The sequence below is a fragment of the Chitinophaga sp. 10T418 genome, assembly GCF_056394125.1.
The window spans coordinates 167,950-183,008 of sequence record NZ_JBFTHG010000007.1; the positions used below are offsets into that span (position 1 = coordinate 167,950).

The window sequence follows — 15,059 nt, forward strand, 5'->3', positions numbered from 1 at the left end:
TGACCGTTAGTTTAATTTAAATATAGTACTCGGCATCGAACGAACAATGTTATCCGGGCCTTTCACTTTCACGTTCTCGAAAAACACTTCATCACCTGGGCGCAGAGAGCGGATAGATCCCGCTACGTTGCCTGGGAAATAAGCGGAAGTAGCATCACCTTCCTGGTATTCTTTGCCTTTTGCAGAGATACCTACACGGTAACCGATTACTTCATATTTCACACCTTCAAATTCGAAGTCTTCCAGATCAGCGCGTAAACCGCCCTGAACTTTAAAGTCTGCAGCTTTCATGCTACCACCTTTGTTAACACCTACTTTCAGTACCGGATCAGGAACACGTTTTACACGGAATTCTTTCTGACCAAGTGATTTGGTTTTACCATCGATGTTAGCTACTACGTTAATTACTGCTTTACCTGGCTGGCTTACTGTAACGATATATTCGCCTGAACCGCGTTTAGTCATGTTACCACCACTAATGGAGGCAGACACTTGTTCGGCAGGTACACCTGCAGCAGAAATCGAAATTGGATTCTGCAAACCGATATACAGCACGTTCATTTTGTCAGCGGAGATGGAGGTAGCAGAAGCACCTACATTATAAGTTTCTGTAAAGGGATAGGATTCAGGAGCGCCACCAGAAGGGCTAGGTAAGGTAATAGTACCGGAGATGGTTTTTTCGCCAATTCCGGAAGCAGGAATAGTAACTGTTCCTAAACCTTCGTGTGCTTCAATGGTTTGACCATTTACAACGATAGTTGGATTTACCGTGGTGCTGTAGGCACCTACTGCGATGTTAGCAGTTAAGGTTTGTCCTTCCATCAGGTTTTTGGAATTCAGTGAAATGAAAGGTCTTACTTTATCAAACTTGAAAGTGTTTGCTTCAATACGACCGAAAAGATAATCAATCACAGCAGATTCAGAGTTCTTGATATCATTCTGGAATTTGCCCAGGATGGTTACTGCTGCAATGGTAGGCACCATGTTGAAGTGATAGGTAGTCCAGGTTTTAGGGCCGCCTTGATCATCATTGGATTTGCCTACTTCTATTTTCAGTGGTAAAGTTTTTTCGATCTGTGCTTTAGATTTAGGATCGTCAATAAAGGAGAGGAGTTTTTCACGCAGCTCTTTCAGCTTGCCTTCCAGCTCAGGTCCTCTTTTGTTATTCTCCATTACCCTTGTAGGGGCATCCAGACCAGCTTTGTCCTTAATTTCACCATGTTCGTCTTTACCGCCGCTTTCAGCAATAATGGTTTCTTTTAAGGATTGTACATAGTCATACATGCTGGCAGATAATTTCTTTACATCTTCAGCTTTGGCTTTGTAGGGTGCTACTTTCGCAGCATTGTCCTTCATTTGAGCTTCAAACTGTTTGTAAATGAAATCGTTTTTATCTGTCAGTGATTTATTGGAAGTATTAATTGAGTTATTTACGATACTAAATGCGTTCAATATTTCGGCGGAGACGTTCAACGCGAGCATGGCCGTCAAGACCAGGTACATGATGTTGATCATCTTCTGCCTAGGATCTTTAGGTAGTGCCATAGTTTGTTTTCAGATTTAATTGATATGTGTTAATTCAAAAACTATTAGCTATACCTTATCGTCCTCCGTGCATTGCGCTCAGCATGTTACCATAAATTGAATTCAGGTTGCTGAGGTTTTTAGCGAGCAGGGAAATTTGTTCTTGCGTTTTCTTAGCATCTTCAATGCTGCCACTCATAGCGGAAGAAGCATTCTGCAGGTTGCTGTAGAATGAGTTCATTGCTTTCAGGTGGTTGTTAGTGTCCTGGAGTTCCAGTTCGTAGATAGCATTGAGGGAAGCCAGATTTTTAGTCATACCCTGCATCTGTACGTGAAAATCTTTGGTAGATTCTGATGCACTGTTGAAAGAAGATACGGCAGCAGCAGCAGTAGTGTAAGCGTTAGCTACATTACCAATAGCACTGGCAGCTTCTCTTGTTTTCTGAGTGTAATCACCGGTGGCTGCTACCACATCGCTGATGTCTCTCATTTTGTCAACAGTAGTACCCAGTTTCTGGAAGTTTTCGCTTAAACGTTGCAGGTTAGCAGGAGTGATGTCTGCTTCCTGGAGCATTTTATCCAGGCCAGCTACTGCAGGACTGCCGGCAACTGCCACTACTTGTCCTTCAGTATGTGCACTGGAATCAGGCACGAAAGCGTATACAAAGAAGATAAGCGCTTCTGTGCTCAAACCTAAGATCAAAGCGATATCAGCTCCCCGCCAGTGTTGCAGTTTAAATAATGCTCCGATAATTACTACGGAAGCCGCAATACATACGAAAAAGTTCAGCCATTTAGCTTTGTTAGGATTCATAGCCATAGGTTAAAATTTACTGGTTAAAGTGTTAATAGTTAAAGTCTGTATGGAATAGTTAATTCTCACTGATTTGCTGATAATAGTGTACATAATACAAAGGTTTCTTTGGTAGTTATATTAATACAGGCTATTACTGATTTGGTTTTTACTATCTGTGTTTGGCTCTTCTGCTCAGGGCAATGGTACATCTGAAACCTACATATGATTTAGAACTGTCCTGATATTCATATGTCCTGGTTCCTGTTTGGAGGAAATAACCTACATCTTTCCATGATCCGCCTCTGATGGCTTTACGCTTCATTTTCAATGGTGCATCATCTGGTACATCCATTCTCAAATAAGGGTTCATATCAGAAGTGAATGAGTAGGCATTTTCATAAAAGATATCCGCTGTCCATTCGGCTACGTTACCGGACATATTGTATAATCCGTAATCGTTGGGCCAGTAAGCATCTGCGCGAACAGTATAAAATCCACCATCTTCCGGATAGTTACCACGGCCAGGTTTGAAGTTGGCGAGTAAGCATCCTTTTTTGTTACGGATATAGTAACCACCCCATGGGTATGGTGTTTGCTCTCTTCCGCCGCGGGCTGCATATTCCCACTGCGCTTCAGAAGGCAACTGGAATTTATCTTCCGTGAACAGCTTCTTGCTGAGACGGTAGTCTTCCCAGAATTTACTTCTCCATTCGCAGAAAGCAGTAGCCTGATGCCAGTTTACACCTACTACCGGATAGTTATCAAACGCCGGGTGCCAGAAGTACATACGTGTCATCGGCTCGTTGTAGGCGTAAGAGAAATCCCTGATCCAGCAAAGTGTATCCGGATAAATGGGCACATCTTTCTTTACAATAAATGTAGAACGTGGCTTACCAGTGTTCTCTCTCAACTTGGCTTTATCCCAGTTGAATGTTTCCTGATGGTAAATCAGTTTACCTACATCAATATCTTTGCGACCATATAACCTGTCTGCCTCGGAATACACCATAGCATCCAGTTTTTCCCAGGTTCCTTTGTCCTTCCAGACAATCTTCTGCTTCCAATCGATTACGTCATGGCCGTCATCGGATTTTACGTGCCCCAGCAGGATATGCGCGATTGAATCCTGTACCCATTGCACAAACTGGCGATACTCGTTATTGGTAATTTCCGTGGCATCCATGTAGAAACCGGAAATGGAAATTGCCTTGTTACGCGCAGTGAATGCATAGTTTACATCTTCATCACTGGGACCCATGTGAAAAGTTCCGGCAGGTATATATACCATGCCATAAGGTACAGGGGGAGTGTACTTTGGTCTCGGACTTACGCCGATCAATTGCCCTTGTGCATTTTTAGGGGTTTTACTACCGCCACAGCTGGCCAGCAGGGAAACCAGCAAAACTGCCAACAGACCTTTTACATAGTTAAGCTTCATAAGGGTAGCTTTCATCAGAATATGTTTTTTCTATTAACCAGCCTGGTGTGATTTGCCTGTATACAAGGGAACACATTTCTCATATTTCACCCGCTTTGTTTATATGAAAGATAGCAAATGTAATAATTAATTTTAATCCGTAGTGACTTTTTATACAACTTTTTCAATCCCACTTACAACCGTTCTGTAACTAGTTTAAACGCTGCTTTTAACATTTTATTATATTAACGTAATAACATTTATTGAATCGCCGGCCCCCCTTATAAGGGGCAAGTTACATAATTATTATATTAAATTAATAATTTCTTCTATATAATGTACTGGCTTAATGCAATGATAATCTTTGCATAAATACACTAAAGTTTCATTTTCCTTCTCCCGATCCGTCAGGAGCGGAATATCAGAAATATTTTTTTCTGCGCCTATTAATATTCTATACGGAATAAACCATTTTTGGGTTTCCTGCATTTTTTCTTTAAAATCTTTTCCTACCACCGCCAGTTCCGGGGTCCCTTTTACAAATTGTAATAACTGGCTCGCCCACACGCCAAATGAGGTTGGATAGCGTACCACCGTTTGTGAAAGGCTGGAAACAGCCGCTATACATCTGTCTGCCCATTCCTTATGATCAAAAACAACAGAGAGGTACCAAAGGTTTTGAATCATTACGGCATTCCCACTGGGAACTGCTCCATCATAAATTTCCTTCTTACGCACAATCACATCTCCCTGACTTTCAATGGTATAGTAAAAAAAGAGCTGATTTTCATCGCTGAAATGCGTAGTCACAAACGTAGCAATATCCCGTGCATGATACAGATAAATGGTATCACCTGTGATTTCCTGCAAGGCAATCAGCGCACTGATCAAACATGCATAATCGTCCAGGAAAGCCGGATACTTCGCCTGATTATTTTTCCAGGTATGATAAAAAGCTTGTCCTCCTTCAGTTTGACGGAAATTTGCCAGGCAGAAATTCATATTGCGGATCGCCATCTGCCGGTATTCTTCTACCCCCAGCGCACCATAAGCTTTGCAGCAGGCATGTACCATCATCGCATTCCATCCCAGCAGAATTTTATCATCCAACCCGGGACGGATCCTGTTTGCCCGCACTGCCAGCAGCTTTTCGCGGCATCCCTTCAGCATCGCACCCAATATAGCTGCATCATATCCTTTCTCAGCGGCAAACTGCTGCAACGGCTTTTGTACCCACAATATATTTTGTTCTTCCCAGTTGCCATGCTCGCTCACGTCATAATACTCGCAGAATGGTATTGCCTGCTCTCCCAGTATATGATGTATTTCTGCTTTACTCCAGGTATAAAATTTCCCTTCCACGCCTTCTGAATCAGCGTCCAGTGCAGCATAGAAGCCTCCTTCCGGAGAAGTCATTTCACGAGTAATATAAGTCAGTGTATCCTTTATCGTTTGGGCATATACGTCATTGCGGGTTAACTGATAAGCATCGCAGAGTACGTCTATCAGCAGGGCATTGTCGTACAGCATCTTCTCAAAATGAGGTGCCAGCCATTTTTCATCTGTGGAATACCTGGCAAAACCACCTCCTAACTGATCATAAAGTCCACCCTGCAGCATCTTATCAAGTGATAACCGCGCCTGTTGCAAAGCTTCCGGATGATGCCAGGCATGGTGATGACGCAGCAAATAAGCGATGGTAAAGGTTTGCGGGAACTTCGGCGCACGTCCGAAACCGCCCCAGGTAGTATCCGCCTGTTTGAGGATATTTTCACAAATCGTGTCGCACTGCGCTTTGGTAAACAATTCTTCCCGGGGAATATTCAACTCCAGGCCCAGTTGTTGGCCAATCTGTGCCGACTGACTGATATGTTGTACCAGGTTATCTGCCTGTGTTTCTATTTCTTCCCGTTTCTTATGAAAGGCATCGGAAAGGGAGAGGAGTACATCTGTCCATGAAGGTCGGCTGTAAGCCTGCACCGGCGGGAAATAGGTGCCTCCGTAAAAAGGTTTTTTATCCGGCGTAAGAAAAACATTCAGCGGCCAGCCACCAGCGCCGGTCATCGCCTGCACTGCATCCATATAAATATGATCCAGGTCTGGCCTTTCTTCCCGGTCTATTTTAATATTAATAAAGTGTTCATTCATGATGGCAGCAGTGGCCTCATTCTCAAAACTCTCACGTTCCATTACATGGCACCAATGACAGGCAGCATATCCTATGCTTACCAATATCGGTTTATCTTCCTGCAAAGCCCGTTGTAAAGCCTCTTCTCCCCAAGGATACCAATGGACAGGATTATGCGCATGCTGCAACAAATACGGGCTGGTTTCACTGATAAGCTTGTTCATGAATTCCGTTACACGATAGACTGATTGATAAAATATTCTCTTACAAAGAAATTTATTTTTTCAGGATTACAAAGAAATATTTTTTGAACTGGTAGTCGTTAGCAATCGGCTGTTAGAAAGATGTAGCTGGAAACACCTGTCCAGTGCCTGTTTCCCGGAGGCCTGCGCCACTATTGCAGTAACAAAAACAGGGATGGCATGATGCCATCCCTGCTAAATTTTATGGACAGAAAGACTGCTTACTTTTTTATTAATGTTGTAAGATACTGTTCCAGCGCGGCTGCCATTGAAGGCGCCTGTGGAAGCGGTGCTTTTACATCCAGTCGTAATCCTGCTTCTTCAACAGCTGCAGAGGTAGTTGGTCCGAATGCACCGATATGGGTACCATTCTGCTCAAACCCCGGCATGTTTTCAAACAGCGATTTCACACCTGAAGGACTGAAAAACACGATCATGTCGTAAGTAGTAGCAGCCAACACTTCCTTTACATCGGTAGAAACGGTTTTGTACAGGGTAGCGGTAGCATATTCACACTTGTTCGCTTTTAACCACTCTTCAATATCTTTCTTCTGGCTATCTGAGCTTGGGAACAGGAATTTTTCATTATCCCGGTGCTTGTTCATTACCTCCAGTACTCCTTTGGTTGAACCATCCGCGCCATAGAATACCTTCCGCTTACGATAGAGAATGAATTTCTGCAGGTACAACGCTACAGCTTCTGTAATACAAAAGTATTTGCAGTCCTGCGACACTTTCACCTTCATTTCCTCACAGATCCGGAAAAAGTGGTCTACCGAATTACGACTGGTGAAAATCACTGCCGTAAAGCTAAGAATGTCGATTTTCTGTTTTCTGAACTCCTTCGCTGGCAAACCTTCCACCCTAATGAACGGAAAAAAATCCAATTTGATATTGAACTTTTTGGCCAGATCAAAGTAAGGCGACTTTTCTGTTTCAGGCTTAGGTTGAGAAATTAGGATTGACTGAATTTGTTTACCTTGCAAATCTTTTTTTGGCCCGCCTTTTATCATACGTTTTTTGCTCTTGTGTTAACAATAGGCGATAATCAGGGATTACCAGTTAACCAGATATTCTGCAGCACCTTGGTTAATATTAAAACAGGCGCTACTTCGAATGCGCAAAGGTAAAGAAAAAAATGCAATTTACTGAAAGATAGGTATTGCTTAACCAGTGAATAAGATCTAATATACCTGTATATAATGAGTAATACAATAAAAAATAACGATATATACAAGAAAGTACGGGCAATTTCAGGGGTACAGAAGGCTATTATCACCAGAAAAGGTACCAGTAACACCCCTAAAATCTTATTGATCAGGTATAAGATGAAGATGTAAGCATCCGCCAGCTCCGTATTGCCAAATAACCAACCGCAAAAACGCAGCATCGTGTATTTAAATCCGTATACCACCGCTACCAGCACAATCAGGCCAGGAATCAGCAACCAGGGCTCTGCCTGAGGAAATACCTGCTGACGGTATAATACCAGGTAGAAATACAATCCCAGCACAATAGCGAAGAAAATATTCAGCAACATATTGGGGAAAGGCGACTGCGACAACTGATCCTTTAATTGCCGCTGGCTGAGGGTAGGATTCAGGAAAGCCCTGAAAAGATCAGAGAAATACTTCTGGTAAAACAGGCGGATCAGGCTCAACACCAGCAATACGCCTGCCATCAAATAAATGAGCCAGTCCATATTACGGTAGGGACGCACCGGGTTGGTGTCCACAAACCTGGGCCTGCCCGGTTTTAAAAAAATGTTTTCTTCCGCCATTTTCTGCATGTACAGATCATAGGGCGATGGAACCTTCACCTTGGGGACTGCCGCCACGGCCAGACTATCTGTTTTATGCTGACTAGTATCTATCCCTGAGCGTGTGGTGTCTTTTTTAGCGCGTGCGATTAACGGAGAAATGGCCCGGGTACTGTCTTTTTTAACATGGTTAACCCGTGAAGAATCTCTTTTCATCGGTGCTGTACGCATCTTCGGACGCGACGAATCGCCAGCCGAATGGGTGATCACCGGCTTTTTCTTTACTACCGGCGCCTTCACAGCAGCGGAATCTGTTGTTTGCGCCAGTATCGGCAAATAACTGAAAATGAATAACAGCAATAACCAGTTTCGCACCAGGAAAATATTTTGCAATGACTTTAAAATCGGTTTTTCAATAATAACGTCCCTTTCACGCACAAAGGAAACAGCAGCAATTAACGTTGTCCTGTTCACATAACAAAACTGAAACGTAATTTTGACGTTGCAAAGATATTAAAATAGTCCATAGTTGACCCGTAAAACGGCAATGGCAGACCACTATAAAACGCGCATGTCCGGAATTTATTTACATATTCCTTTTTGTAAACAGGCCTGTTACTACTGCAACTTCCACTTTTCCACTTCCGTTTCAAAGCAGGGAGCGATGGTAAAAAGTTTGTTGCAGGAAATCACCCTGCAAAAAGATTACCTGGCCGGAGCGCCGGTACACACCATCTATTTTGGTGGTGGTACGCCAAGTCTGCTACAGGCAGAAGAGCTGCAGGCATTACTCGCACATGTACGTGCTACTTTTCCGGTAGCAGAGGATGCTGAAATAACACTGGAAGCCAATCCCGATGATCTCAGCATTGAAAAACTGACCATGCTCAAAGCAGCAGGCATCAACCGGTTGAGCATTGGAATACAGTCATTTCATGAAGCAGACCTCACCTGGATGAACCGGGCACATAACAGCCAACAGGCGCTGGATTGTGTGCGGCAGGCGCAGGACCTTGGCTTTCATAACATCACGATTGATCTTATATACGGAGGTCCCACGCTCACAGATGAAGGCTGGGAACAAAACGTACAACAAGCCATTGCCCTGGGCGTTCCCCACTTATCCTGTTATGCGCTCACCGTAGAGCCGGGCACCGCACTGGATCATTTTATTAAGAAAAAGAAGATGGCGGCCACCGACCCAGATAAGGCCGCTCTGCACTTTGAAATGCTGATGGAATTACTGGGAGCAGCCGGTTATGAACATTATGAAATCTCCAACTTCGCTTTGCCGGGATGGCATTCGAGGCATAACAGCAGCTACTGGCAGGGCAAATCCTACCTGGGCCTGGGCCCATCCGCCCACTCCTTTAATGGTGTATCCAGGCAATGGAACATTGCTAACAATACACAATACATTGACCGTATCACCGAAGGTAAAGTTCCTTTTGAGATAGAATCACTGACTACGGCCATGCAATTCAATGAATACATCATGACGGCCCTGCGTACGGCTGCCGGCTGTAACCTGGAATGGGTCGCCGAAAAATTCGGTACCGCCCTGACCACTCACCTGATTGCACATAGCCAGCCTTTTATAGTGATGAAACATATGGAAAGGGCGGGAGAAACATTGCGGCTTACTAAAGCAGGAAGATTATTTGCAGATGGAATAGCAGCAGAATTATTTATTTAGCTTTTAGCCATTAGCTTTTAGCTTTTAGAAAAAATGCAGCGAAGATAGTCTCCGCTGCATTTTTTCTAAAAGCTAAAAGCTAATGGCTAAAAGCTGTATTTACCATCCCAGGATATACGCAAACATCAGTGGTGCTACGATAGTAGCATCTGATTCTACGATAAACTTAGGTGTATGGATATCGAGTTTACCCCAGGTAATTTTTTCGTTAGGAACGGCACCGGAATAGGAACCGTAAGAGGTAGTGGAATCTGATATCTGGCAGAAGTAACCCCAGAAAGGTACATCTGTCCATTCCAGATCCTGGTACATCATCGGTACTACACAAATCGGGAAGTCACCGGCGATACCACCACCAATCTGGAAGAAGCCAACGCCTTTACCAGAAGAGTTTGCACGATACCATTCAGACAGGTAGATCATATATTCGATACCGCTTTTCATGGTAGACGTTTTCAGTTCACCTTTGATACAGTACGAAGCGAAGATATTACCCATAGTGCTGTCTTCCCATCCTGGAACGATGATAGGAATATTCATTTCTGCGGCAGCAATCATCCAGCTGTTCTTTGGATCAATTTCGTAATGTTCTTTCATTACGCCGCTCAGCAGCAGTTTGTACATGTATTCGTGCGGGAAGTAGCGCTCACCGCTTTCTTCTGCTTCCTTCCATATTTTGTGGATATGTTTCTGGATACGACGAAAAGCTTCTTCTTCCGGGATACAGGTATCCGTTACACGGTTGAAACCCTGTTCCAGCAGATCCCATTCTTCCTGCGGGCTCAGATCACGGTAGTTAGGTACTCTCTTATAATGTGTATGTGCTACCAGGTTCATGATATCTTCTTCCAGGTTTGCACCGGTGCAGGAAATGATATCCACTTTACCCTGACGGATCATTTCTGCGAAAGAAATGCCCAGTTCAGCCGTACTCATCGCACCGGCCAATGTCACCATCATTTTACCGCCTTCCAGCAAATGTGTTTCATATCCTTTGGCAGCATCCACCAATGCAGCTGCATTAAAGTGGCGGTAATGGTGCTGGATAAATTGAGAAACGGGTCCCTTATTCATGTCATTTAATCATTTATACATTAACAGTCTGGCTAATAAAGCCTTAACAGGTGGCAAAGTTAAGATAATTTTTGGAGGGGGAACGGGGCTGTGGAATAAAACAAAAGAGCCCATGGTAATTACCATGAGCCCTGTATTTTTAACACTACTAAAACTAAGCTTTCTTCAGGCGGCTGTGTACTTTCATATTAGCATCCGCATCGGTTTTGATAACTGTCCAGGTGTCTGCACTTTCTAATGTTACAAAATATACTATGTTTTCGCCGGAAGTATATTCTACTACGCAGTAGATGCTGGTACCGGAATATTTCTTATTCAGTTTACCGGTTACTTTCAGAGGCAATTGTTCTGCCTGGAGATAACGGGAGGTGGCCAGCAAAGTGCCATCTTCTTTGAAAAAGGCGGTTACCTTGGTATTACTCAGGGTAAATTTGGCGGTAAACGTTTTGTTATCATCGGTATACCACTTAACATCGGTAGCTCCGGTAAAAGACTCATTGAACGTACTGTTTATTTTAGTATTAGCAGTAGTTTCATAAGGGCTTGCAAGAAGCACATTGACACTAAATAAAAGTGCGGCGCTTACTAAGAAAATAATTTTTTTCATGGCGGAAAAATTTTATGGTGTTTGTAATTTTTTTCGTTTTTGTTGTTTCGATAGATCAAAGCTACGTTGGGAAGTGGGCAGTGGTCAAGGCATACTTTACTGATGGGAGTACTTGATAATTTGAAGTATCCGTTAATGAACGTCCGCCTGACCGGTGGCGGACATACGGGGATACAGAGTAGCCATAGCCTGTTTGTTGGTGCCAACTTGCCAATGTTGCATCGACGAGAGTTAAGAAATTGTTAAAATGGATAAGGTTTTAAAGGAAATGTGATATTTTGATAGAACGTGTGAAAATGCCCTCCATAAACGGTAAACCCTTCATACCTAAGCCCTGAACATGAAAAAAGTCTTTTCAGAATACAGCAATCCTATTAGTACCTGGATCTTTTTGCTCTTTCCGCCTCTCTTTTCCATCTATTACAGGCTCCATTATGGTGATATCTGGCAAACAGATAACTTCCTGTTCTCTGTGTTCTGGATAGTCACCATCTCTGAAACCCTGCTACTGGGCTACATTTGGGCGGTACTTTGCCTAAAGGTGCGTATAGATGAAAGTGGGATTTCCTTCCGATACCTTTCCTGGAGGTTTCGATCTGTACATTACGACTGGTCACAGATCAAATCCGCCACTATCATAGCATTTAATCTCAAAAATGATTTCAGCGGCTGGCCTGTCCGCAGCAGCCGGGAATATGGTAAAGGTTATATCACCAGAGGTAAAAAAGGATTGTTCCTGGAACTGATGAACGGTGAAAAAATGATGATGAGTGTATTAGACACCGAAAAAACGTTGATAGCATTACAATCCTATGCCGCCAGACCACAGATAGCGTAGCAATACAGATAAAGCCATTTAGCATAAATACGTAACTTGAGGCCATGAACCACCTGGCCCATGCTTATTTATCTTTCCGGCAACCTGAGCTGATCACCGGCAACCTGATTGCTGATTTTGTGAAGGGCAGGAAAAACATGGCCGCCTTTGATGCGGGGATCCAGCAAGGCATTCGTATTCATCGGGCTATCGACACTTTTACCGACCAGCATCCGGTAACGGGCAGGGCTAAACTTTTTTTCAGGCCCTCCTGCGGTCTATATAGCGGTGTGTTTACAGACCTTGTGTACGATCATTTCTTAGCTGCTGACCCTGAGCGCTTTACAAATGATTCACTTTATTCGTTTGCCCGTTACGTTTATAGTGAAGTGAAACAGCGGGCAGCACAGCTACCACCGGACTTCCTGAAGATGTTTGAATACATGCAGGCCTATAACTGGTTATATAACTATCATACTACAGAAGGTATTTCCAGTGCAATCAGGGGGGTAGCCCGCCGGGCGAGATATCTCGAAACAGATGGTAATGTGGTGTTTGCAGTTTTCATGGAGCATTATTCCGCACTGAAAATCTGTTACCAGGAATTTTTCCCCGACCTTCAAACATATGTGGAGAATCTGCTTCAGATGGAAAACCGCTAACAGCTTGTTAAAAGCAGCGTATCTTCTTTTCTGATTCCTTAAAAATGGGTAGGTTTGCCGCCAATTACATTTAAAAGAAATAAAGCTTTCCAGGATGATGAAAAAAGTTCTCCTTTTTGCCTTTATAGCAGGCATGCTCAGTTTGACTGCTGGCGCACAGGACAAAAAAATGCCGCCACTTGATGCCAGCCCTATGGATATGGCCTATTACCCTGTAATGTACCCTTACGTAGTGAAAGTAAAAGGTGAACCTGGTTCACTGGTAGCCCGGGTAATATATAGTCGCCCGCAAACCAAAGGCAGGGATATTTTTGGTAACCTGGAAGAATATGGCAAAATATGGCGTTTAGGAGCCAACGAAGCCACTGAAATAGAATTTTTCCGCCCGGTAACCATTGCTGGTAAAAATATTCCGAAGGGACGTTATACACTGTATGCTATCCCAACAGAAAAAACCTGGACCATCATCCTGAATAAAGACACTGATATATGGGGCGCGTTTAAGTACGATCAGAAAAAAGATGTGGTAAGAACTGCGCTGCCGGTGGTAACGCTGGACACTTCAGTGGAAGCGTTTACGATGGTATTTGAAAAAGGTGATCCTGGTGCTAACCTGATCATCGCCTGGGACAAGGTAAGTGTGAGTTTGCCTATCAAATGGTCCGATGCGGTAGCTTTCACCAAAAAGAAATAGTAGCTACCTGAAATAATAAAGCCGAAGAGGCGAAGTAATACGCGGATGACCGCTTATGACTTCGCCTCTTCGGCTTTATGTAGATGCTGTAAACAGCACTTCTTTAAAAAGGAAAAAGCGGTAAGAATACCGCCTTAAGAATTTTAACCATATCCTATGAAAAACCTAAAACGAATTTAGTCCGATTATACTTAACCGTTAGTGGTGAATTGGTGAACGATATAAAAATGTTCGTAACCGTAGTATTTTATGCGATCATATCTTAATATTAACTAAAATGGACAAGTATTCCTCTCATCATTTGGGGGCTGTTCAATCGCAAAAACTGGAGTATATTTGAAAACCACCAGAAATTACTCATTTTTAAATATTTAAGACATGAAGCTGGGTACTAAACTCATACACGCAGGTGTAGCTCCCGATCCATCTACCGGCGCTATTATGACGCCAATTTTTCAAACTTCTACTTATGTACAAAGTGCGCCAGGGGTGCATAAAGGCTACGAGTATGCCCGGACGCAAAACCCTACCCGTGATGCACTGCAGAACGCATTGGCGGCTATTGAAAACGGCACACATGGTATTTCATTTGGAAGTGGCTTGGCTGCTACAGACGGTGTGATGAAGCTCCTGAATCCTGGTGATGAAGTCATTGCTACCAACGACCTCTATGGAGGCACCTATCGCATTTTTACCAAGGTATTTGAGCGTTATGGCATCAAGTTCACCTTTATAGATATGGCTGATGCCAGGAACATAGAAGCCCATGTAACGCCCCAGACAAAGATGATTTGGCTGGAAACGCCTACCAATCCCCTTTTAAGGATCATTGATATTGCTGCCTGCGCTCAAATAGCCAGGAAAAGTGAAATCATGCTTTGTGTGGATAACACCTTTGCATCGCCTTACCTGCAAAATCCGCTGGACCTGGGTGCCGATATTGTACTGCATTCCGCTACCAAATACCTGGGAGGCCATAGTGACGTGGTACATGGTGTGGTGATTGTAAAAAATGAAGACCTGGCCCAACGGCTGTATTTTATACAAAACAGCTGCGGCGCCGTTCCTGGCCCGCAAGACTGCTTCCTGGTACTCCGCGGTATTAAAACCCTGCATGTACGTATGCAGCGGCATTGTGAAAATGGAGTAGTGGTGGCCAATTTCCTCCGCAATCATCCTAAAGTAGACAAAGTATACTGGCCTGGCTTTACAGACCATCCTAACCATGATATTGCCAAACAGCAGATGCGTGGCTTTGGAGGCATGATGTCCTTTACCCTCAAAGATGACAGCCTGGAAGCCGCTAACCGGATTCTCAGCAATACTCACCTGTTTGCACTGGCCGAGTCATTAGGTGGGGTAGAATCACTGATAGGACACCCTGCCAGCATGACCCACGCCTCTATTCCCCGCGCAGAAAGAGTCCAAAACGGGTTAGTCGATTCCCTCATCCGGTTAAGCGTTGGTATTGAGGATGTAAGCGACCTGACAGCCGATCTGAATAAAGCTATCGGCTAAGTAATAGATTTTAATTCTTATCTGGTAAAAATTATCTTTACCAAAGTGTAAATATTTACCCTAACCATATCCAGAGCCTTTTTATATCAAAAGTGACCGCTGATATAAAAAGGCTTGTGGTGATA

Annotated in this window: 13 protein-coding genes; 5 read left to right on the forward strand and 8 right to left on the reverse strand. The window is 43.6% G+C overall.

Annotation, left to right across the window (positions count from 1 at the left end; genetic code table 11):
• Nucleotides 1-6 precede the first annotated feature (6 nt).
• The 6 genes from porM to AC1DCV_RS21575 all read right to left on the reverse strand — a co-directional run bounded on the left by porM (nucleotide 7) and on the right by AC1DCV_RS21575 (nucleotide 8,241).
• Nucleotides 7-1,545 (reverse strand): type IX secretion system motor protein PorM/GldM, encoded by a 1,539-nt coding sequence (porM, locus tag AC1DCV_RS21550; RefSeq protein ID WP_477025098.1) that lies wholly within the window; start codon nucleotides 1,543-1,545, stop codon nucleotides 7-9.
• A 55-nt stretch (nucleotides 1,546-1,600) separates the two neighbouring features.
• Entirely contained in the window at nucleotides 1,601-2,338 is a 738-nt protein-coding gene (gene porL, locus AC1DCV_RS21555) for a type IX secretion system motor protein PorL/GldL (protein WP_441573034.1), read from the reverse strand.
• A 151-nt stretch (nucleotides 2,339-2,489) separates the two neighbouring features.
• Nucleotides 2,490-3,773: a T9SS ring complex lipoprotein PorK/GldK gene (porK, locus tag AC1DCV_RS21560; RefSeq protein ID WP_477025099.1), complete on the reverse strand. Its 1,284-nt coding sequence runs from the start codon at nucleotides 3,771-3,773 to the stop codon at nucleotides 2,490-2,492.
• A 270-nt stretch (nucleotides 3,774-4,043) separates the two neighbouring features.
• Nucleotides 4,044-6,089, reverse strand: coding sequence for a thioredoxin domain-containing protein (locus AC1DCV_RS21565; protein ID WP_477025100.1), 2,046 nt, complete (start codon nucleotides 6,087-6,089; stop codon nucleotides 4,044-4,046).
• Nucleotides 6,090-6,328: 239 nt separating this feature from the next.
• Nucleotides 6,329-6,994, reverse strand: a complete 666-nt coding sequence (locus AC1DCV_RS21570; RefSeq protein WP_477025101.1) for a uroporphyrinogen-III synthase — start codon at nucleotides 6,992-6,994, stop codon at nucleotides 6,329-6,331.
• 161 nt (nucleotides 6,995-7,155) lie between these two features.
• Nucleotides 7,156-8,241 carry a DUF4271 domain-containing protein gene (locus AC1DCV_RS21575; protein WP_477025102.1) on the reverse strand — a complete coding sequence of 362 codons (1,086 nt, stop codon included), beginning with the start codon at nucleotides 8,239-8,241 and terminating at the stop codon, nucleotides 7,156-7,158.
• Between the two features lie 196 nt (nucleotides 8,242-8,437).
• Between AC1DCV_RS21575 and hemW the strand changes: the two genes are divergently transcribed.
• Nucleotides 8,438-9,562 (forward strand): radical SAM family heme chaperone HemW, encoded by a 1,125-nt coding sequence (gene hemW, locus AC1DCV_RS21580; RefSeq protein WP_477025103.1) that lies wholly within the window; start codon nucleotides 8,438-8,440, stop codon nucleotides 9,560-9,562.
• 99 nt (nucleotides 9,563-9,661) lie between these two features.
• On the opposite strand, the gene AC1DCV_RS21585 is transcribed toward hemW, so the two are convergent.
• Both AC1DCV_RS21585 and AC1DCV_RS21590 read right to left on the reverse strand, forming a co-directional pair.
• Nucleotides 9,662-10,636 (reverse strand): deoxyhypusine synthase family protein, encoded by a 975-nt coding sequence (locus tag AC1DCV_RS21585; protein WP_133806957.1) that lies wholly within the window; start codon nucleotides 10,634-10,636, stop codon nucleotides 9,662-9,664.
• A gap of 154 nt (nucleotides 10,637-10,790) precedes the next feature.
• Nucleotides 10,791-11,243 (reverse strand): hypothetical protein, encoded by a 453-nt coding sequence (locus AC1DCV_RS21590; RefSeq protein WP_477025104.1) that lies wholly within the window; start codon nucleotides 11,241-11,243, stop codon nucleotides 10,791-10,793.
• Between the two features lie 340 nt (nucleotides 11,244-11,583).
• On the opposite strand from AC1DCV_RS21590, the gene AC1DCV_RS21595 reads away from it, so the two are divergent.
• The 4 genes from AC1DCV_RS21595 to AC1DCV_RS21610 all read left to right on the forward strand — a co-directional run bounded on the left by AC1DCV_RS21595 (nucleotide 11,584) and on the right by AC1DCV_RS21610 (nucleotide 14,934).
• On the forward strand, nucleotides 11,584-12,081 hold the full coding sequence (locus tag AC1DCV_RS21595) for a hypothetical protein (RefSeq protein WP_477025105.1): 498 nt from the start codon (nucleotides 11,584-11,586) through the stop codon (nucleotides 12,079-12,081).
• Nucleotides 12,082-12,125: 44 nt separating this feature from the next.
• The gene (locus tag AC1DCV_RS21600; protein ID WP_477025106.1) at nucleotides 12,126-12,722 is read left to right on the forward strand and encodes an acyl carrier protein phosphodiesterase; all 597 of its coding nucleotides are present in this window, start codon (nucleotides 12,126-12,128) and stop codon (nucleotides 12,720-12,722) included.
• A gap of 94 nt (nucleotides 12,723-12,816) precedes the next feature.
• Entirely contained in the window at nucleotides 12,817-13,416 is a 600-nt protein-coding gene (locus AC1DCV_RS21605) for a DUF2911 domain-containing protein (RefSeq protein WP_477025107.1), read from the forward strand.
• Between the two features lie 378 nt (nucleotides 13,417-13,794).
• Nucleotides 13,795-14,934: a cystathionine gamma-synthase gene (locus tag AC1DCV_RS21610; RefSeq protein ID WP_477025108.1), complete on the forward strand. Its 1,140-nt coding sequence runs from the start codon at nucleotides 13,795-13,797 to the stop codon at nucleotides 14,932-14,934.
• Nucleotides 14,935-15,059 lie beyond the last annotated feature (125 nt).

Coding starts and splice junctions, on each gene's coding strand:
- AC1DCV_RS21600 (WP_477025106.1), top strand. CDS start 12,126: ATGAACCACCTGGCCCATGCTTATTTATCTTTCCGGCAACCTGAGCTG.
- porL (WP_441573034.1), bottom strand. CDS start 2,338: ATGAATCCTAACAAAGCTAAATGGCTGAACTTTTTCGTATGTATTGCG.
- AC1DCV_RS21590 (WP_477025104.1), bottom strand. CDS start 11,243: ATGAAAAAAATTATTTTCTTAGTAAGCGCCGCACTTTTATTTAGTGTC.
- porM (WP_477025098.1), bottom strand. CDS start 1,545: ATGGCACTACCTAAAGATCCTAGGCAGAAGATGATCAACATCATGTAC.
- AC1DCV_RS21605 (WP_477025107.1), top strand. CDS start 12,817: ATGATGAAAAAAGTTCTCCTTTTTGCCTTTATAGCAGGCATGCTCAGT.
- AC1DCV_RS21585 (WP_133806957.1), bottom strand. CDS start 10,636: ATGAATAAGGGACCCGTTTCTCAATTTATCCAGCACCATTACCGCCAC.
- porK (WP_477025099.1), bottom strand. CDS start 3,773: ATGAAAGCTACCCTTATGAAGCTTAACTATGTAAAAGGTCTGTTGGCA.
- AC1DCV_RS21565 (WP_477025100.1), bottom strand. CDS start 6,089: ATGAACAAGCTTATCAGTGAAACCAGCCCGTATTTGTTGCAGCATGCG.
- AC1DCV_RS21610 (WP_477025108.1), top strand. CDS start 13,795: ATGAAGCTGGGTACTAAACTCATACACGCAGGTGTAGCTCCCGATCCA.
- AC1DCV_RS21595 (WP_477025105.1), top strand. CDS start 11,584: ATGAAAAAAGTCTTTTCAGAATACAGCAATCCTATTAGTACCTGGATC.
- hemW (WP_477025103.1), top strand. CDS start 8,438: ATGTCCGGAATTTATTTACATATTCCTTTTTGTAAACAGGCCTGTTAC.